The organism is Bradyrhizobium sp. UFLA05-89 (assembly GCF_059803475.1).
On the sequence record NZ_JBANBA010000008.1, the window covers coordinates 90,876 to 109,133 of the forward strand.

The window sequence follows — 18,258 nt, forward strand, 5'->3', positions numbered from 1 at the left end:
TACTGCCACGGCGCAGCCCCTCATGAGGAGGCGACCTTGTCCAAGCGAAACGCCACGGCCGCCATCATCGGCGCCGGCGACTATATCGGCGCCGAGATCGCGAAGAAGTTCGCATCTGAAGGCTTCACCGTTTTTGCCGGCCGTCGCAACGGCGACAAGCTCGCGCCGCTGGTGAAGGACGTTGAAGCGGCCGGCGGCGAGATCCACGCCCGCTCGCTCGATGCGCGCAAGGAGGAGGAGATCATCTCCTTCCTCAATGACGCCGACAAGCACGCGCCGCTCGAGGTCTGCATCTTCAATGTCGGCGCCAACGTCAATTTTCCGATCCTCGACACCACCGAGCGCGTATTCCGCAAAGTCTGGGAGATGGCATGCTATTCCGGCTTCCTTGCCGGGCGCGAGGCGGCGCGGCTGATGCTGCCGCGTGGCGGAGGCAACATCTTCTTCACGGGCGCGACGGCCTCCTTGCGCGGCGGCAGCGGCTATGCGGCGTTCGCCAGCGCCAAGTTCGGCCTGCGCGCGGTCGCCCAGGCGATGGCGCGCGAACTAGGCCCGAAGAGCATCCACGTCGCGCATCTCATCATCGATTCCGGTGTCGATACCGAATGGGTGCGGCAGCGTCGCCTGGAGGCGCTCGGTCCCGATGCGCTTGACAATCCCGATCTCCTGATGCCGCCGGCCTCGGTCGCGGAGTCCTATTGGCAGCTCTATCAGCAGCCCAAGAGCGCCTGGACATTCGAGGTGGAGATCCGTCCCTTCGGAGAGAAATGGTGACCGTGGCGCGGATCTACGGCTAAACTCGCGCCAGACAAACATCCAGGAGGAGGACGCTTACGTGAAGACCGCGATCACCGAACTTTTCGGCATCGAGCACCCGATCATCCAGGGCGGCATGCATTTCGTCGGCTTTGCGGAGCTCGCCTCCGCCGTCTCCGACGCCGGCGGACTCGGCATCATCACCGGGCTCACCCAGAGGACGCCGGAGCTGCTCGCCAAGGAGATCGCGCGGTGCCGCGAGATGACCGACAAGCCGTTCGGCGTGAACCTCACTTTCCTCCCGACTTTCTCGGCACCGCCTTATCCCGAGTACATTGCAGCCATCGTCGAGGGTGGTGTCAGAATCGTCGAGACCGCGGGCCGCAGCCCGGAGCAATACATGCCGGCGCTGAAGGCAGCCGGCGTCAAGGTGATCCACAAATGCACTTCGGTGCGCCATTCCCTGAAGGCCGAGCGGATCGGCTGCGATGCGGTCAGCGTCGACGGCTTTGAATGCGGCGGCCATCCCGGCGAAGACGACATCCCCAACATGATCCTGCTGCCGCGCGCGGCGGAGGAGCTGAAGATCCCCTTCGTTGCCTCCGGCGGCATGGCCGACGGACGCAGCCTCGTCGCAGCACTTTCGCTGGGTGCCAGCGGCATGAACATGGGCACGCGCTTCATCGCCACCAAGGAAGCCCCGGTGCACCAGAACGTGAAGAACGCGCTGGTCGCAGCGAGCGAGCTCGATACCCGCCTGATCATGCGTGCGCTGCGCAACACCGAGCGCGTGCTGAAGAACGCCAATGTCGACCGTCTGCTGGAGATCGAGCGCGATAAGCGCGACAAATTGAAGATCGACGACATCCACGACCAGGTGGCTGGCGTCTATCCCAGAATCATGATCGAGGGCGAGATGGATGCCGGGGCCTGGAGCTGCGGCATGGTCGCAGGCCTCATCCACGACATTCCCTCCTGCAAGGAACTCGTCGACCGCATCATGAGCGAGGCCGACGAGATCATCCGCGACAGGCTGATGGGCTTCCTCGACGGCAAGGCGGCGGCGCGCAAGGTCGCGTGACGTTGAATTTGCGACCCAAACGATGAGGATCGCGATCAGCGATCCTCATCGCGCCGCGTCATGGCGAGCCGATCAACAACGCGTGTGTTGCCTCGCTCCGCGGCGTACTGTTTGCTGACGGGTCAGGACTGGGGCCTCTCCCGAAACGCCATGGACAGCGAACCCGTAACCGTCAGGCGACGTGATCTTCTTGCGTTGATCGGCACGGTAGCCGGCAGCGCTGCCATGTATCATGCGATGACGAGCCTCGGGCTCGCATCGGAATCGCGCTACAAGGGGCCGATCCGGCTGGAAGGCGATCCCAAAGGCGCCTCCGTGCTCGTGCTGGGCGCGGGCCTAGCCGGCATGACCGCGGCGCTGGAGTTGCGCAAGGCGGGCTACACAGTCCAGATCCTCGAATTCAACGGTCGTGCCGGCGGCCGCAACTGGACGCTGCGGGGCGGCGATGCCTTCACCGAGCTCGGCGGCCACAAGCAGGTGTGCGAGTTCGAGGATGGTCTCTATCTCAATCCCGGGCCGTGGCGCATTCCCTATCATCACCGCGCGCTGCTCGATTACTGCAGGCGCCTGGGCGTCGCCCTCGAGCCGTTCAATCAGCTCAATCACAACGCTCTCTTGCATTCGGTGCGCGCCTTCGACGGCAAGCCGCAGCGCCTGCGCGCCGTGAAGGCGGATTTCCAGGGCCAGATCGCCGAGCTGCTCGCAAAGGTCACGCAGCAGGGCAAGCTCGACGAGACCGTCTCGAAGGAGGATCAGGAGATCCTGCTCCAGGCGCTGCGCTCCTGGGGCGCGCTCGATAATGGCTATGGCTACAAGGCAAATCTGATCTCGGCGGAATTCCGCGGCTACACCAAGGATCCCGGTGGCGGATTGACCGCGATGCCGGAGCCGAGCGAACCGGTGGGTCTGTCGGAAGTGCTGAAGTCGCGGCTCTGGCGCTATTTGCGCGGCTTTGCGCACTACAATTTTCAGACCACGATGTTCCAGCCGGTCGGCGGCATGGACATGATCGGCAAGGCCTTTACGAAGGAGGTCGGCGATCTCATCCGCTACAACGCCAAGGTGACGCAGATCCAGCAGGACGCGCGCGGCGTCACCGTCAGCTATGTCGATGCCAAGAAGCCCGGCGCGGTGCAGCAGGTCCATGCCGACTGGTGTGTCTGCACCATCCCGCTGACGATTCTGAGCCAATTGCCGCTTGACGTCAGCGCCGCCATGAAGTCGGCGATCGATGCCGTTCCCTATGCCGCTTCCGTCAAGATCGGCCTGCAATTCAAGCGTCGGTTCTGGGAGGAGGACGAGGCAATCTATGGCGGCATCAGCTACACCGATCTCCCGATCCGCCAGATCGCCTATCCGAACTATCACTACAACCGCGCCGGGCGCGGTGTGCTGCTCGGCGCCTATCTGTTCGACGGCCCTAACTCCTACGAATTCACTGCGATGTCGCCGGCCGAGCGGATCGCGCGCGCCGTCGAGTTCGGCGCCGTCATTCACCCGCAATACAAAAGCGAATTCGAAAATGGCATCGCCGTCGCCTGGCACCGGGTGCCCTTCGTGCTCGGTTGTAGCGGCGACTGGAGCGACGAGACGCGCGCCGCGCACTACGACAACCTCTGTCAGATCGACGGCCGCATCGTGCTCGCGGGCGAGCACGCCTCCGCACTGCCGGCCTGGCAGGAGGGTGCGATCCTCTCCGCGCTTGACGCGATTGCGAGGCTGCATGACCGCGTGGTGAGAACATGATGAGTGAGGGTTTTCGATGGGAGCGATGGCCGGTGCGGCTTGCCTTGTCGGCCCTCATGATGCTGTCGGCAACCGCGCGGGCGCATGACGGTCCCGAAAACCGCATCTTCAGCTCTGGCTTCAATTTTGCGGAGACCACGGGCGAGGAGCTATTCGCCAATGTCTGCCAGGGCTGCCACATGCCGGATGCCGGCGGGGCCTCCGGCGCCGGCGCCTATCCGTCGCTCGTCGCCGACAAGAATCTGGAAGCGCGCGGCTATCCCGTCTATCTCGTGCTTAACGGCCGGCGCGCCATGCCTCCGTTCGGCGAGATGATGACGGATGCGCAGATCGCCGCCGTCGTGAATTATCTGCGCACGCATTTCGGCAATGCGTACGGCGATGCAGTGACGGCGAACGAGGTGAGGGACGCGCGTCGTTGACGTCCCGGCAAGAAGGGGAGCCAATGAAATTCACCACCGCGGCCGTCATTGGCGCGCTGCTTGCGATTGCCCATGCGGGCACGGCTCACGCCGAGGTCATCCGGCACCCCATTCCGAACTCGATCTTTCCGATCGCGCAGGCGGTGCAGGTCACCGGCAATGCCACGACCTATTATGTCAGCGGCCAGGTGCCGCCGGCCGCCAACAAGGATGCCGATCCTCAGAGCCGAGAGGCCTACGGCGACACCAAAACTCAGACTGTCGGCGTGCTCAACCGCATCAAAGGCATTTTGGAGGGGCTCGGCCTCACCATGGGCGATGTCGTCAAGATGCAGGTCTTCCTGGTGCACAATGCGTCGGCACCGATGGACTTCAAGGCCTTCATGGAGGGCTACACCCAATTTTACGGCGGCAGCCAGCCCAACCTTCCAGCCCGTTCGGTGGTTGGCGTCGCTGCGCTTGCCAATCCCGGCTTCCTGGTCGAGATCGAGGTGATCGCGGTGAAGGACGCGAAATAAGACGGGGGCGGTTGCAAAAACGGCAGAACGATCGCGCTTGCCAAAGCGCGCCTCCGCTGTCTGAATTCAGCGAGGCTGCATTCTGGAGCACGCGATGAAGACGACGATCACCAACAACGGTGTTTCAGGCCGGAACGCGCTCATCCTGGTGGCGTGCGCGGCCCTGCTGCTCACCGGCGGGGCGGTGGCTGCAGAAGGCCTGAGCCCGCAGCAACAGCTTTCCCATGACGTTTACAAGGAACTCGTCGAGATCGACACCACCACCGCGACCGGCGACACCGCACGCGCGGCCGAAGCGATGGCGGCACGACTGAAGGCGGCGGGCTTTCCCGATTCGGACGTCCACGTCTTCTCGCCCGCGCCGCGCAAGGGCAATCTTGTCGCCCGTATGCACGGCAGCGGTGCACGCAGGCCGATCCTGCTGGTTGCGCATCTCGACGTCGTGCCGGCACTGCGGGAGGATTGGTCGGTTGATCCGTTCAAGTTCACCGAGAAGGACGGCTACTACTACGGTCGCGGCACGGCCGACGACAAGCATATGGCGTCCGCCTTCATCACCAGCATGATCCGTTTCAAGCAGGAGGGCTACAAGCCCGACCGCGACATCATCGTCGCGCTGGAGACGGACGAGGAGATATTTGACCGAGACGGTCTCGGCATTCAGTGGCTGATCCGGAACAAGCGCGACCTCATCGACGCCGAATTCGCGCTCAACGAGGGCGCCGGCGTGGGCCTGAAGGACGGCAAGCCGATCCGCGTCGGCGTCCAGACCAGCGAAAAGATCCCCGTCAGCTTCCAGCTCGACGTCACCGATCCCGGTGGTCACAGCTCGGTGCCGCGCAAGAGCAACGCGATCTACAAGCTCGCCGAAGGCCTGGTGCGCCTGTCCAAGTTCAGTTTCCCGCTCAAGCTGAACGCGACAACGCGCGGCTATTTCGAGAAGAGCGCGCAGTTCGAGAACGAACAGACCGCGGCCGACATGCGCGCCGTGATGTCGGACAAGCCAGATCCGGCGGCGCTGTCCTTTGTCCGGCTCGCTGCGAACCCCGTCTACAACGCCCAGCTCCGCACCACCTGTGTTGCGACGATGCTCCAGGGCGGGCATGCCATCAACGCGCTGCCGCAGTCGGCGAGCGCCAAGGTGAATTGCCGCATCATGCCGGGCGAACCGGTCGAGGAGATCAAGGCGACGTTGGAGCAGGTGCTGGCGGATCCCGACATCAAGCTGACGCAGATCGATACGGCTGTCATCAGCGCCCCCAGCGAGCTGCACGAGGAGATCATAGGCGCGATCGAGAAGCTCTCGGGCGAATTCTTCCCCGGTGCCATCGTGCTTCCGGTCATGAGTTCCGGCGCCACCGACGGCAGCTACCTGCGCAATGCGGGCATCCCGACCTACGGCCATTCGGGCATGGCGATCGACATTGGGGAAAACCGCATCCATGGCAAGGACGAGCGTGTTCCCGTGGCGTCGTTCTACAAGGGACAGGAGTATCTCTATCGGTTGGTCAAGATGCTGGCCGGAGGTTCCTGAGCCTGCGAAAGGCCTGTGAATCGGGGGATCGACTTCGGCGGCCGCTAACCCTGATGACAATCTGCCGCTGGAAATCCGTCTCGCGCCTCCTAAATAAGGGTAAAATTGCCCTTAGTTGAATTTCAGGAGGCTGTTCTTGGTCCTGAAAGGTGTTTCTTTCGGCCTCGCCACCGCGCTCGTGCTGGCATGCAGCAACGCGGCGATGGCTGACGACTACAAGCCTGACGAATATCTCGGCCTCGATCTCTCCAAGGCGGTGCTGTCGCCGAAACGGCTTGGGCCGACGACGCAGTTCGCGCCGGTCCAGGTGGAAGCAAGAAGTGACGCGGCGCGTGCCGTGCCTGACGTCACGCCGAAGACGGTCGCGACCGAGCGCGTGAAGGCGCCGGAGCAACGGGTTGCTCGCGCGAAGAGCGCGCAACCGCGTGGCGTTGCCCGCACCAAGCTTGCGCATCGGCACACGAATCCGCTGGACGCGCAGGCTATGGACGCTCGCGTCCAGACCTGGCCGTGCAGGTCGGGCGGCATCTGCAACTGGAAACGTTGACGCGCAGCGTCATCCGTCCGTCGCAAAACGGTGGGCGCGGAGTCAAAAAACCGTCGGCTTGGAGTCAAGGAGCGCAGGCACCTTTCGTCGCGATTCGACGAAGGTTTCCTGAATGGCAACGCTCCGCGCATCGCGCGCATGGACCCGGCGGCAGTTTCTCGTCCGCTCTGCATCCTCCCTCGCGCTCGCCGGTCTCGGCCCTCTCGCGAAACCAAATCTCAGCCTCGCCGCTGACCGCCCGCTGATTGCGGGCGGCATCCAATCGGGCGACGTGTCCGAAGGCTCTGCCGTCATCTGGTCGCGCGCCGATCGGCCCGCGCGGATGCAGGTCGAATGTGCCACCGACGAAAGCTTCAAGACGATCCTGTCCGCGGCATCCGCCAACGCACTGCCAGATGCCGACCTCACCTCAAAAGTGCTGCTGCGCGACCTCCCGCCCGGGCAGGACATCTTCTATCGCGTGCGCTTCGACGACATCGCGACCGGCGTTGCCGGCGAGACGCGCACGGGACATTTCCGCACCGCGCCGGCCGCTGGCCAGTCGGTCTCTTTCGTGTGGTCCGGCGACACCGCCGGGCAGGGCTGGGGCATCGATACGTCGCGCGGCGGCATGCGCACCTATCGCACGATGCTCGACAACCGTCCGGACTTCTTCATCCATTCGGGCGACCATATCTATGCGGACTGCACCATTCCTTCCGAACTGAAGCTGCCGAACGGCGAGATCTGGCGCAACCTCGTTACCGAAGAGAAATCGGAAGTCGCGCACACGCTGGCGCAGTTTCGCGGCAACTACAAATACAATCACCTCGACGAGAATTTCCGCGCCTTCCATGCGGAGGTGCCGATGTTCGCGCAATGGGACGACCACGAGGTTACCAACGATTGGTCGCCTTATGGCAGCGTCGACGAGACCGGCTTTGATGCCAACGGTACCTCGCGCCTTGTTTCGCGCGCCCGGCGCGCGTTCTTCGACTTCATGCCGATCCGCGAGATCCCGCAGCTGCAAGGCCGTATCTATCGGAAGATTGCTTACGGGCCGCTGCTCGACGTCTTCATGATCGACATGCGTAGCTACCGCGACGGCACCTGGAACAAGGGCGAGGACCGCAACGGTTGGATCCTGGGCCGCGAGCAGCTCGCCTGGCTGAAGCGGGAACTCGCCGCTTCGCGCGCGACCTGGAAGGTGATCGCGGCCGACTTGCCGATCGGGCTGATCAGCCTCGACGCCGTCGCGCTCGGCGACGGTCCGCCCGACCGGCGTGAGCACGAGATCGCGGATCTGCTGTCCTTCATCAGGCGCGCCGGCGAGCGCAACATCGTCTGGCTCACCGCCGACATGCACTACACGGCGGCGCACTACTACGATCCCAACCGCGCGGTCTTCCAGGATTTCGAACCGTTCTGGGAGTTCGTCTCAGGCCCCCTCCATGCCGGCACCTGGGGACCGGGCGAGCTCGACAACACCTTTGGACCGGTCGCGATGTACCAGCATGGCTGCAATGCCGAGCAGGGTGAGAACCTTGCGCCCTGCTTCGGACTCCAGTTCTTCGGCCGCGTGGACATCGATGGCCGCACGGGAGTCATGACAGTGACGCTGAAGGACGTCGACAACCGCGACCTCTGGTCGGTTGACATCCTCCCGCAGCCGCAAGTGCGGCCTGCCGTGGTGGCACAGCATTCGTAAGAGGCTGGCGCCAGCTAACCCGATCTTGATTGGCCCCGCCTTAGCCGCCCAGCTATAGTGCTCAGCTCGCCATCGCTCTTCCACCACCGAAAATTCTGCTTGCGCGGCCCTTTGCGGCGCGCATCCGGCGGGCTGGAATTCGTCAGGAGTGTTCTCATGGAAAATCTCAAAACCCAGGGCATCAGCATGCCCAAGCTCGGCCTCGGCACGTTCCGCATGCAGGGCGATGTCTGCCGCGCCGCGGTCGAAAGTGCGCTGTCGCTCGGTTATCGCCACATCGACACCGCCGAGATGTACGCCAATGAGGAGCCGATCGGTGCGGCGATTGCCGGCGCCGGCGTGCCGCGCGGCGAGCTGCACGTCACGACGAAGGTCTGGCACGAGAACCTCGCACCGGACGCGATCCGCAGCGCCTTCGACGCCAGCCTCAACAAGCTTCGGCTCGACCACGTCGACCTTTATCTTGTGCATTGGCCGTCGCGGAGTGCGAACTGGCCGGCGGTTTTCGAGACGCTGATGAGGCTGAAGGAAGAGGGCCGGACCCGCGCCATCGGTGTCGCCAATTTCACCACCGCGCTGCTCAAGCTCGCGGTTGAGGAGATCAGGGCGCCGATCGCCTGCAACCAGATCGAATATCACGTGATGCTCGACCAATCGAAGGTCATTGACTATCTCGTCGCAAAATCGATTCCGCTGATTGCATATTGCCCGCTGGCGCAGGGACGCGTCGCCTCTGATGCGGTCCTGGGCGAGATTGGCCGCAAGCACAACGCGACCGCTGCGCAGGTCGCGCTGAAGTGGTTGCTCGATCGGAAGGATGTAGCGGCGATTCCAAAGGCGTCGCGGCCGGAGAGCCAAAAGGCCAATCTCGACGCGCTGAAGATCACGCTCGATGACGACGATCGCAGAAAAATCGCCGCGCTGCCCAAGGACAGGCGCTGCGTCAATCCCGGCTTCGCGCCGGCATGGGACTGATCTTGCCGCGTGCGCATGCAAGGAAATGGCCCCACCGGGGCCATTTCAGCGTGCGCATTAGTCGTAGTGGCGGTGGCCACGCTTGATCACCACAACCCTGTCGCCGTGATGATGCCAGCCACGATGCATGCCGTAGTCACGGTGCTCGCGGAATTCGGCGCGGGCGCCGTAGGGGCCGTGATAATGGTTCTTGATCACCACCGTCTCGGCGCTCGCCATCGTCGGCACCGCGATCGCAAGTGCGCCGAGAGCCGCGACGACATAGCCAAGCTTCCTCATGATGTCCTCCTCCAATGAACGCCAATTTAAACCGCGCATGCGCGCGAACGTTCCGGAGGAACCGCCAGGAAAATTCTGAACGGTTGTTCAGTTTCGGCTTGCGTGCACTCACGTGCTGTTGCCGCAGCGGTGCTGCGCAGGTGTCGGCGCGCCGGTCTTGACGAACTTGCCGTCGCGGATGGTGTAGTCGCCGCGCTCGCCGCGATTGAAGATCGCGCGCAGGCTGCCGTCCTCCTGCAATGCGAGGCCAAACTCGCGCGCCTGATGCAGCGATGGGAAGAACACCATGATGTTGAGCAGGCCGTCTGCGTCGGTCGAAGCACCCACGACTTCGTTCTCATCTCTGGCATCACCGAAGTCGCGGCGATACATCACCCGGCCGTCCGGCCTGACCTCGTAGGTGAGCATTGCGCCCTTGTCGCGATCGGGCGGGAGCGAGCAATCGATCGCCCAGGAGCCGAGCAGCCCCCAATTGTCGATCGTTGCCGCGAGCGTCTCGGCGTCGACTGCGGATACGAGCGTAATCCAGACCAGCGCGGCCATCATCCCGCGCATCAAGAATAATCCCGTCACTTCCGAAAATCCCCGCCACGGTCCGCCGCAATGGCTTCAAGCCTAGCATTGTTATGCCGCACTGCAACTCGGCATGCTTATGCATGATGCTTGCACCTGCACACCGCGCGGCGCATCATCTCCACAATAAATAGAAGGGGGAACGTCGCCATGACCGGGTTGTCGCGTCGCCAGCTTCTCATGTTCGCCGGATCGTCTGCCGCGGCGGCTCTCTCGGGTCGGGCCGAGGCGGCGATGGGGCCGGGCGACAAGTTCGATCTCGTCATCAAGGGTGGCGACGTGATCGATCCCAGCCAATCGTTTCGCGGCAAACGCGATATCGGCATCCGCTGGGGCGTGATCGAGGCGGTCGAACCCGAGATTCCGGCGGAGCGCGCGCTGAAAAGCATCGACGCTTCCGGCAAGCTGGTGACGCCCGGGCTCGTCGACCTGCATTGCCACGTCTATCCCTATGGCTCGGCCATCGGCATTCCCGCAGACGAGCTGGTACAGTTTCAGGGCACCACCACCGTGGTGTCGGCTGGCGATGCCGGCGTGAACAATCTCGCGGCGCTGCGCCGCTACATCGTCGCGCAGTCGCGGGCGCGAATCTACGCCTTCGTGCATATCGCCAATAACGGGCTGTCGGCGTTCCCCGTTGCCGAGCTCTACAACATCGACAATGCGCAAATGGAGGCCTGCGCGATGGCGCTCGCGGAAAATCCGGACTTTCTCATCGGCGTCAAGGTGCGCATGTCCGAGAACGTCATCTTCAAGCATGGGCTGGAGCCGCTCAAGCGCGGCATCCAGGCCTGCGAGCTCTGCGGCTGGCCGGCCAAGATGATGGTCCATATCGGCGGCGTCGAGTCCAAGGAGCTGATGTCCGACATCCTCAACCTGCTGCGCCCTGGTGACGTGCTGACGCATGCCTATTCCGGTGCGCCGAACATGTCGGGCGCTTTCACCAACATCGTGCAGGACGGCCGACTATTGCCCGCCGCGCTCGCCGCCAAGCAGCGCGGCGTTATCTTCGATGTCGGCCATGGCGGCGGCAGCTTCGATTTCACGGTCGCGGAGGTCGCGATTCCCGGCGGCTGCACGCCGGACACCATTTCGTCCGACATCCACGTCTTCTCCGGCAACTCGCCGGGGATACCGTTCCTCCCCAACGTCATGAGCAAGTTCATGACGCTCGGCTTCTCGCTCGAGCAGGTGGTGTCGATGGTAACGGTCGCGCCGGCCAAGATCATCAATCGGGCGCCCAAGCTTGGCACCCTCCAGCTTGGCGCTCCCGGCGACGTCGCGATCATGGAGCTTGTCGAGGGCACCGTTACCTTCGTCGACACCCGCAACAACAAGCGCGAAGGCAAGGCCTACCTGAAGCCGGTCCAGACCGTGATCAACGGGGTGCCGTTCGGCCGGCCGTATCAGTCGCCGTTCGCGGTGCGCTAGCCGATCGCTCCGCTATTTGATCCGCGTCAATCAGGCGGCCCGAAGCTGCGCCATAATGCCGGCTTCGGGAGGCGATCGTGGATAGATCAATGCTGGATGAAGTCACCGATTTCGCGGGCGAAGCGCTGCCGGGCAGTGACGCCGTTCCGCGTTATTCCGAAACCGAATTCCTGGCGGAGCTTGGCGAGCGGGTGCGGTCCTCGCGCATGCGCTGCGAGCTGTCGCGGCGGGAGCTCGCGCGCAGGTCGGGAATCTCCGAGCGCTACATCGCGCAGATCGAGGCCGGAAAGGGCAACGTCTCGATCGTCCTCCTGTTGCGGCTGGCCTCCGCGATCCACGGCAGCCGGGCACAGGCGGCCTGAGGCAGCTTCAACCCTGCGCCCTCTCCACGTTCGCGATTCGCGCCGGCACCCCGAACTCCTTGCGGCAGACTTCGGCGAGCGCGGCGACACCCTCGCGGATCTGCTGGTGCGTGGGGCTGGCAAAGCAGAGCCGCAGCCGCGGGCCGGAATGGCTCTTGCTGGTCGACCATTCCGGACCAGGATTGATCGAGACGCCGGCCGCGAGTGCGGCCTGGTACAGTTTTAGCGTATCGACATGGTCTGGCAGCTTCACCCAGAGGAAGATGCCGCCTTTGGGCTCCTCGAACTCGGCAGCCGTACCGAACTGCTCGTTCAACGCCTCCATCAGCGTGTCGAGTTTTGAGCGCAACGCACGGGTGAGAGTCGGTACGTGGGTCGAAAAATGCGGCCTGCAATATTCGGCGAGCACCATCTGCTCCAGCGCGCCGGATCCGGCGTCCGTCTTCAGCGCCAGCATCCGCGACATCACCTCCCAGGGCGCGACGATGAAACCGACCCGGAGGGCCGGCGCGATCGATTTGGAGAACGAGCCGATATGGATGACGCCGCCCTTGTCGCTCATCGCATGGATGGCCGGCGGCCGCTCTCCGGACCAGACGAGGTCGGCATAGCAATCATCCTCGAAGATTGGCACGCCGTAGTCGGCCGCAAGCCGCAACAGCTCGGCGCGGCGACTTTCCGGCATGATGCTGCCGGTCGGATTCTGCACTGTCGGGATGGTGTAGATGTACTTCGGCTGGATGCCGCGGCTCCTTAGGTCGGCAAGCGCAGACGCCAGAGCATCCATCCGCATGCCCTCGCCATCGAGGGGAATGCCGACCGTAGTCACGCCGAGCCGTGTCAGACGATTGAGCGCGCCCTGGTAGGTTTCCTGCTCGACGATCACGGTGTCGCCGCGCGCGAGCATCGTGTGGTTGACGAGGTCGAGCGCCTGCAAGGAGCCCGACACGATCAGGAGGTCGTCGACCGTGCAGATAATGCCGGCATCGCGTTTCAGCTTCGCGCTCAGGAATTCGCGTAACGGAAGGTAGCCCTGCGGACCATGCGCCAGTCCGTAAGTGGCGAGGTTGCGGCCCTCACGCCGCAGCACCGCATCGGCCGCCGTGATCAAATCATCGACCGGCACCTGCTCGGAATCATTGTTGCCGCCGACGAAGCTGTATTTTGCAAGCCCGGTCCAGCGCGCAGAAGGAGCCGGCAGCCCCGGCGGGAACAGGGGCGCGAAGTCGAAGTGGGCAGTCATGGGCAGTTTCCTCTGTTCTTGTTGAGCCAGACGGCATTGCGCCGGCCGGCCTGTTACTTCTTGCCGACCGTCCGGGTCGGGCGGCCCTGGCTGATGAAAGCGTAGTGCGCATTGGCGACGCCGCCAACCATCAAGGCCTCGATCACGGGCTCGGCGATCTCGCTCGCTGCCGCCCAGTCGACGATGAAGTTGGCGCCGGTCCCGCCGCGCACGTCCTCGGTCGGGATGACGACTGAGACCGTCGCAAGCGGCTTCAGCGCGACCGGCGATTTTAGATAGCTCTCGATCATCTTGCCGGCTGTGTCGAAATAGGCGATCCGATTCAGTACCAGGGGCTGGGTCTCCGACGCATTGTGGATGCTGAGGGTCACCGAGAAGTCGACGCGCAACTTGCCCTGGCTCATCGCGACGCTGGAATAGGCCGGCACGTAGAAGCCGCCCGAAACGGCGAGTTCCTCCTTCGGCATCACCGTGAGCGAATCAGCAAAGCCCTGTTCGATATTGACCTTCGGCTGTGCCGCGGCGGGCAGCGTCACGCCGAGCAGGCCGGCTATCAATGCGAGCACGATTTGCAGGACAATTGGCATGTGACGAATTGCTCGTTTGCCGCGCTGCACCGTGCCTCTAGGGTGCGGCAAAAAGGACTGCTTTGAGATGCACGAACTCATTGGCGATATCACTCTTTGTATTTTGTTCGCTTGGATGCTCGGGCTTTTGGCCCATTTCGCCCGCCAGCCGTTGATCCTGGCCTACCTTATCGCCGGCTTCTGCATAGGTCCATTCGGCGCCGGCTGGGTCAAGTCGCAGGAATCGATCAGCGTCATTTCGGAGCTTGGCCTGATCTTCATGCTGTTCATGATTGGGCTCGAGATCGACCTGAAGAAGATCGTGCGGGCGGGACGGGTGATCCTGTTCGCGGCCGGTGGCCAGCTCCTCGGCGGCTGTTTGCTCGGCATCTCGTTCTTCGCCGCCATCGGCCTGACGCTCGGCGGCGGTCATTTCGATGCCCTTTATCTCTGCGTAGCCTGCGCGCTCTCCAGTACAGTCATCATCGTCAAGGTGCTCTATGAAAAGCGCGAGCTGGATACGCTACCCGGCCGCATTACCCTTGGCGTCCTGGTGCTCCAGGACATCTTCGCCATCCTGTTCCTCGCCGTGCAGCCGAGCCTTGCCGACCTGCAAGCGAGTGTCATCCTGCTCTCAATTCTCCGCGTCGTGGTGCTGGTCACGGCAGCGCTCCTCGTCAGCCGCTTCGCGCTGCCGCGCCTGTTCCACCAGATCGCGCGCCGCCCCGAGCTGATTCTGCTCGGCGCGCTTGCCTGGTGCTTCCTGGTCGCCGAGACCGCCGAGCGGCTGTCGCTATCGCGCGAGATGGGAGCGCTGATCGCCGGCGTCTCGCTCTCGACTTTCCCGTACGCGCTCGATGTCACCGCCAAGGTCACGACCTTGCGCGATTTCTTCATCACGCTGTTCTTCGTCGCGCTCGGCATGACCATTCCCGTGCCGAACATGTCGGTGATCGGGCTTGCCCTGATGATTGCGGCCTTCACGGTCGTGAGCCGGCTCGTCACCACTTTCGTGCCGCTCTATCTGATGCAGCAGGGCCTGCGCGCGAGCCTGCTGCCGGCGATCAACCTCGCGCAGATCAGCGAGTTCTCGCTGGTCGTGATCCAGACCGGCGTCACCGACAACCATATCGCCCAGGAGACCGCCAACGCTGCCTCCTTCGCCTTCGTTGTGCTCGCGGTGCTCTCGACCTTCGTGATGGTGAGGAGCGACGAGATCACGCGCCGGGCGATCGGTCCCTTGAAGCGGTTCGGCCTTCGCGACCTCGATCACGCTCACGCCGAGGAGGGGCACGAAGGCGGCCATGGCGAGGCGCGGCGCATCGTCATCCTCGGATTTTTCCGCGCCGCGAGCGCGCTGCTCGCGGAGATCGAGCGGCAGGCGCCGGTGCTGCTCGAGCAGATCACGGTCGTCGATTTCAACCCCAATGTGTACCAGACGCTGCTTTCGCGCGGCCTGCATGTCATCTACGGCGACATCAGCAACGTCGACACGCTCGTCCATGCCGGCGTCGGCAAGTCCGAGATGATCATTCTCAGCGTGCCTGATGCGCTGTTGAAGGGGGCCACCAACGAGAAGCTCGTCCGCCACGTCCGCGTACTCAACCCCAGCGCCCTGATCGTGGCGACCGCCGATCTGCTGTCCGACGTCGGCGACCTCTACGCGGCGGGCGCCGACTATGTCACCGTCACCCGCCTCAGCGATGCGCATGAGCTGTTCACGATCATCGAGGCGGCCCAGGCTGGCCTGCTGGAGGACAAGCGGTCGGAGCTTGATCTACGGTTGAGCGAACGGCGCGAAGTGCTGCCCTAGGCGCGCTCGGCAACCTTCCACGCGGCCCGGGAGGGGCCTATATCCTTGGTATTTCCGGTGCAAGCCGGGCCCCGCGGGACTTGTTGAAGGCATAAGCGGTTGCGCCCGGCGCACTAGCGCGCGGATCGGAGTCCGGCTAAGCCTCCGGCCCACAACAGTCAGAGATTGGGAAATGCCCGATACCGTTCAGGAAGTTTTGCAGGCCTTCGCCAAGGGTGAGCTCGTCGTCGTCACCGATGACGAGGACCGGGAAGGCGAGGGCGATCTGATCGTCGCCGCCTCGCTCTGCACCGCCGAGAAGATGGCGTTCATCATCCGCCATACCTCGGGCATCGTCTGCGCGCCGATCACCACGGAGGACGCGCGGCGCCTGCGGCTCGATCCGATGGTCGCCCACAACGACTCCGCCCACACCACGGCCTTCACGGTCTCGATCGACTACAAGCCCGACGGTGGCACCGGCATTTCGGCCGAGGAGCGCGCCTCCTGCTGTCGCGCGCTCGCCAATCCCAATGTCGGCGCCGGCGACTTCGCCCGTCCGGGCCACATCTTTCCGTTGATCGCCAAGGATGGCGGCGTGCTGCTCCGCTCCGGTCATACCGAGGCCGCCGTCGACCTCTGCAAGCTCTCCGGTCTGCCGCCCGTCGGTGTCATCAGCGAACTGATGAACGACGACGGCAGCGTGATGAAGGGTGAGCAGGTCGCGCAGTTCGCCGTCCGGCACAAGCTCAAGCATGTCACGATTGCGGACCTGATCGCATACCGCCAAGCGCGCGAAAAGCTGATCGAGAGGGTCGCGACCTTCGTGACCGAAAGCCCGATCGGGCCGTTGCAGGGCTATGCCTACCGCTCGCCCTTCGATTCCATCGCCCATGTCGCCTTCGTCTATAACGGCGTCGGCGACGGCAAGAACGTGCTGACGCGCTTCCACAAGCCGAACATCGTCAAGGACATCTTCACCGGCCATAAGCGCATGCAGCTCGTGCTCGATCATTTCAAGAAGGCTGGCCGCGGCGTCCTGGTCTACTTGCGCGATGGCGCCGCCGGCGTTCCCGTGGAGCCCTTGCCGGACGAGTCGACGGCGGAGGCCGACCGCAACCGGCAGTGGCGCGAGGTCGGCGTCGGCGCGCAGATCCTGCGCGATCTCGGTGTCACCTCGATCCGGCATCTGACGTCGTCGGTGCATGACTACAAGGGCCTGTCCGGCTTCGGCATCGAGATCGTCGCCAACGAGCAGCTCGAGACCTGATGCGCCGTCATTCCGTGCGCGCGCCACGCGGCGCCGGAATGACCGAAACCAGGACGCAATTGCAACTGGAGCGGCGGCGTTTTAATTTAACGGTCAATTAGACGGAACCAGACGCGAAAGGACGTTTCATGAGCGTGCGCCCTCAGGCCAAGGACAAGCCGGCTGCGGCTTCTTTCCAGTGGGACGATCCGTTCCTGCTCGACGAGCAGCTCACCGAAGATGAACGCATGGTGCGCGACACTGCGCGAGCCTACGCCCAGGACAAGCTGCTGCCGCGCGTCACCAAGGCGTATCTCGAAGAGAAGACCGACCGTGAGATCTTTAACGAGATGGGCGAGCTCGGCCTGATCGGCATCACGCTGCCGGAGGAATATGGCTGTGCCAATGCGGGCTACGTCGCCTACGGCCTCGTCGCCCGCGAGATCGAGCGGGTCGATTCCGGCTATCGCTCGATGAACTCGGTGCAGTCCTCACTGGTGATGTATCCGATCTATGCCTATGGCGACGAGAACCAGCGCAAGAAGTACCTGCCGAAGCTCGCCAGCGGCGAGTGGGTCGGCTGCTTCGGCCTCACTGAGCCCGACGCCGGTTCCGATCCGGCCGGTATGAAGACCCGCGCCGAGAAGGTCTCGGATGGCTATCGCCTGACCGGCAGCAAAATGTGGATCTCGAATGCGCCGATCGCCGACGTGTTCGTGGTCTGGGCCAAGTCGGCCGAGCACGACAACCAGATCCGTGGCTTCGTGCTGGAGAAGGGCATGAAGGGCCTCTCCGCGCCGAAGATTGGCGGCAAGCTGTCGTTGCGCGCCTCCATCACCGGCGAGGTCGTCATGGACGGCGTCGTGGTGCCCGAGAGCGCGCTGCTGCCCAACGTGTCCGGCCTGAAGGGGCCGTTCGGCTGCCTCAACCGCGCCCGCTACGGCATCTCCTGGGGGGCGTTAGGGGCGGCTGAGGACTGCATGCACCGCGCCCGGCAATACACGCTCGACCGCAAGCAGTTCGGCAAGCCGCTCGCCGCGACCCAGCTCGTGCAGAAGAAGCTCGCGGACATGGAGACCGAGATCGCGCTGGGCCTCCAGGCAAGCTTGCGCGTCGGCCGCCTGATGGACGAAGGCAAGTTCGCGCCCGAGATGATCTCGATCGTCAAGCGCAACAATTGCGGCAAGGCGCTCGACATCGCGCGGGTCGCGCGCGACATGCACGGCGGCAACGGCATCCAGATCGAATATCACGTGATGCGCCATGTCCATAACCTCGAGACGGTCAACACCTACGAGGGAACGCACGACGTCCACGCCCTGATCCTCGGCCGCGCGATTACGGGCATCCAGGCGTTTTTCTGATCGCCACGGAAGTCGAACGCGGTTGGTATGCTCCGCTGTCATGGTCCGCCTGTGCGCGATTGCGCACTGGAGCGGACGATCCAGTACCCGGAGACTTCGTCTTCCCCTCCGGCGCCGCGGCATGCTGGATACG

18 protein-coding genes are annotated in these 18,258 nt (G+C 63.9%); 14 read left to right on the plus strand and 4 right to left on the minus strand.

Features of this window, described 5'->3' with window-relative positions; genetic code table 11:
• The first annotated feature begins 36 nt into the window (after positions 1-36).
• From SO139_RS06835 to SO139_RS06875, 9 genes are all read left to right on the plus strand, one after another.
• A complete protein-coding gene (locus SO139_RS06835; RefSeq protein WP_498539812.1) occupies positions 37-774 on the plus strand; it encodes an SDR family oxidoreductase in 738 nt (245 codons plus the stop codon).
• Between the two features lie 61 nt (positions 775-835).
• Complete coding sequence (locus SO139_RS06840) at positions 836-1,837, plus strand: NAD(P)H-dependent flavin oxidoreductase (RefSeq protein ID WP_449378681.1); 1,002 nt, start codon at positions 836-838, stop codon at positions 1,835-1,837.
• 150 nt (positions 1,838-1,987) lie between these two features.
• Entirely contained in the window at positions 1,988-3,583 is a 1,596-nt protein-coding gene (locus SO139_RS06845; protein WP_449378680.1) for a flavin monoamine oxidase family protein, read from the plus strand.
• Positions 3,583-4,005, plus strand: coding sequence for a c-type cytochrome (locus tag SO139_RS06850; protein WP_449378679.1), 423 nt, complete (start codon positions 3,583-3,585; stop codon positions 4,003-4,005). The genes SO139_RS06845 and SO139_RS06850 overlap by 1 nt, the downstream gene beginning before the upstream one ends.
• A 23-nt stretch (positions 4,006-4,028) precedes the next feature.
• Positions 4,029-4,523, plus strand: coding sequence for a RidA family protein (locus tag SO139_RS06855; RefSeq protein ID WP_498539813.1), 495 nt, complete (start codon positions 4,029-4,031; stop codon positions 4,521-4,523).
• A gap of 94 nt (positions 4,524-4,617) precedes the next feature.
• Complete coding sequence (locus SO139_RS06860; RefSeq protein ID WP_498539814.1) at positions 4,618-6,057, plus strand: M20/M25/M40 family metallo-hydrolase; 1,440 nt, start codon at positions 4,618-4,620, stop codon at positions 6,055-6,057.
• 136 nt (positions 6,058-6,193) lie between these two features.
• Complete coding sequence (locus SO139_RS06865) at positions 6,194-6,604, plus strand: hypothetical protein (protein ID WP_498539815.1); 411 nt, start codon at positions 6,194-6,196, stop codon at positions 6,602-6,604.
• A gap of 112 nt (positions 6,605-6,716) precedes the next feature.
• The gene (locus SO139_RS06870) at positions 6,717-8,291 is read left to right on the plus strand and encodes an alkaline phosphatase D family protein (protein WP_449378675.1); all 1,575 of its coding nucleotides are present in this window, start codon (positions 6,717-6,719) and stop codon (positions 8,289-8,291) included.
• A 156-nt stretch (positions 8,292-8,447) separates the two neighbouring features.
• Positions 8,448-9,266 (plus strand): aldo/keto reductase, encoded by an 819-nt coding sequence (locus tag SO139_RS06875; RefSeq protein ID WP_449378674.1) that lies wholly within the window; start codon positions 8,448-8,450, stop codon positions 9,264-9,266.
• Positions 9,267-9,323: 57 nt separating this feature from the next.
• On the opposite strand, the gene SO139_RS06880 is transcribed toward SO139_RS06875, so the two are convergent.
• Both SO139_RS06880 and SO139_RS06885 read right to left on the minus strand, forming a co-directional pair.
• Positions 9,324-9,545 carry a hypothetical protein gene (locus SO139_RS06880; protein ID WP_498539816.1) on the minus strand — a complete coding sequence of 74 codons (222 nt, stop codon included), beginning with the start codon at positions 9,543-9,545 and terminating at the stop codon, positions 9,324-9,326.
• A gap of 108 nt (positions 9,546-9,653) precedes the next feature.
• Positions 9,654-10,100, minus strand: coding sequence for a hypothetical protein (locus SO139_RS06885; protein WP_449378672.1), 447 nt, complete (start codon positions 10,098-10,100; stop codon positions 9,654-9,656).
• 168 nt (positions 10,101-10,268) lie between these two features.
• Here SO139_RS06885 and SO139_RS06890 point away from each other — a divergent pair, with 168 nt between their 5' ends.
• Positions 10,269-11,549 (plus strand): amidohydrolase family protein, encoded by a 1,281-nt coding sequence (locus tag SO139_RS06890; RefSeq protein ID WP_474800929.1) that lies wholly within the window; start codon positions 10,269-10,271, stop codon positions 11,547-11,549.
• Between the two features lie 89 nt (positions 11,550-11,638).
• Positions 11,639-11,911, plus strand: a complete 273-nt coding sequence (locus SO139_RS06895) for a helix-turn-helix domain-containing protein (RefSeq protein WP_449378670.1) — start codon at positions 11,639-11,641, stop codon at positions 11,909-11,911.
• 7 nt (positions 11,912-11,918) lie between these two features.
• On the opposite strand, the gene SO139_RS06900 is transcribed toward SO139_RS06895, so the two are convergent.
• Together SO139_RS06900 and SO139_RS06905 are read right to left on the minus strand one after the other, a co-directional pair.
• The gene (locus tag SO139_RS06900) at positions 11,919-13,154 is read right to left on the minus strand and encodes an aminotransferase-like domain-containing protein (RefSeq protein WP_498539817.1); all 1,236 of its coding nucleotides are present in this window, start codon (positions 13,152-13,154) and stop codon (positions 11,919-11,921) included.
• 53 nt (positions 13,155-13,207) lie between these two features.
• Positions 13,208-13,741, minus strand: a complete 534-nt coding sequence (locus tag SO139_RS06905; RefSeq protein ID WP_449378668.1) for a DUF3124 domain-containing protein — start codon at positions 13,739-13,741, stop codon at positions 13,208-13,210.
• 67 nt (positions 13,742-13,808) lie between these two features.
• Between SO139_RS06905 and SO139_RS06910 the strand changes: the two genes are divergently transcribed.
• The 3 genes from SO139_RS06910 (at position 13,809) to SO139_RS06920 (ending at position 18,125) form a co-directional block, all read left to right on the plus strand.
• Positions 13,809-15,533: a cation:proton antiporter domain-containing protein gene (locus tag SO139_RS06910; RefSeq protein ID WP_449378667.1), complete on the plus strand. Its 1,725-nt coding sequence runs from the start codon at positions 13,809-13,811 to the stop codon at positions 15,531-15,533.
• A gap of 172 nt (positions 15,534-15,705) precedes the next feature.
• Positions 15,706-16,782 (plus strand): 3,4-dihydroxy-2-butanone-4-phosphate synthase, encoded by a 1,077-nt coding sequence (gene ribB / locus SO139_RS06915; RefSeq protein ID WP_449378666.1) that lies wholly within the window; start codon positions 15,706-15,708, stop codon positions 16,780-16,782.
• 128 nt (positions 16,783-16,910) lie between these two features.
• A complete protein-coding gene (locus SO139_RS06920; protein WP_449378665.1) occupies positions 16,911-18,125 on the plus strand; it encodes an acyl-CoA dehydrogenase in 1,215 nt (404 codons plus the stop codon).
• Positions 18,126-18,258 lie beyond the last annotated feature (133 nt).

What these genes read in the sequence shown, in the direction of transcription:
- SO139_RS06845 (WP_449378680.1), top strand. Translation starts at nt 1,988, where the DNA reads ATGGACAGCGAACCCGTAACCGTCAGGCGACGTGATCTTCTTGCGTTG.
- SO139_RS06855 (WP_498539813.1), top strand. Translation starts at nt 4,029, where the DNA reads ATGAAATTCACCACCGCGGCCGTCATTGGCGCGCTGCTTGCGATTGCC.
- SO139_RS06905 (WP_449378668.1), bottom strand. Translation starts at nt 13,741, where the DNA reads ATGCCAATTGTCCTGCAAATCGTGCTCGCATTGATAGCCGGCCTGCTC.
- SO139_RS06880 (WP_498539816.1), bottom strand. Translation starts at nt 9,545, where the DNA reads ATGAGGAAGCTTGGCTATGTCGTCGCGGCTCTCGGCGCACTTGCGATC.
- ribB (WP_449378666.1), top strand. Translation starts at nt 15,706, where the DNA reads ATGCCCGATACCGTTCAGGAAGTTTTGCAGGCCTTCGCCAAGGGTGAG.
- SO139_RS06890 (WP_474800929.1), top strand. Translation starts at nt 10,269, where the DNA reads ATGACCGGGTTGTCGCGTCGCCAGCTTCTCATGTTCGCCGGATCGTCT.
- SO139_RS06885 (WP_449378672.1), bottom strand. Translation starts at nt 10,100, where the DNA reads ATGCGCGGGATGATGGCCGCGCTGGTCTGGATTACGCTCGTATCCGCA.
- SO139_RS06860 (WP_498539814.1), top strand. Translation starts at nt 4,618, where the DNA reads ATGAAGACGACGATCACCAACAACGGTGTTTCAGGCCGGAACGCGCTC.
- SO139_RS06910 (WP_449378667.1), top strand. Translation starts at nt 13,809, where the DNA reads ATGCACGAACTCATTGGCGATATCACTCTTTGTATTTTGTTCGCTTGG.
- SO139_RS06870 (WP_449378675.1), top strand. Translation starts at nt 6,717, where the DNA reads ATGGCAACGCTCCGCGCATCGCGCGCATGGACCCGGCGGCAGTTTCTC.
- SO139_RS06875 (WP_449378674.1), top strand. Translation starts at nt 8,448, where the DNA reads ATGGAAAATCTCAAAACCCAGGGCATCAGCATGCCCAAGCTCGGCCTC.
- SO139_RS06900 (WP_498539817.1), bottom strand. Translation starts at nt 13,154, where the DNA reads ATGACTGCCCACTTCGACTTCGCGCCCCTGTTCCCGCCGGGGCTGCCG.
- SO139_RS06920 (WP_449378665.1), top strand. Translation starts at nt 16,911, where the DNA reads ATGAGCGTGCGCCCTCAGGCCAAGGACAAGCCGGCTGCGGCTTCTTTC.
- SO139_RS06895 (WP_449378670.1), top strand. Translation starts at nt 11,639, where the DNA reads ATGCTGGATGAAGTCACCGATTTCGCGGGCGAAGCGCTGCCGGGCAGT.
- SO139_RS06850 (WP_449378679.1), top strand. Translation starts at nt 3,583, where the DNA reads ATGAGTGAGGGTTTTCGATGGGAGCGATGGCCGGTGCGGCTTGCCTTG.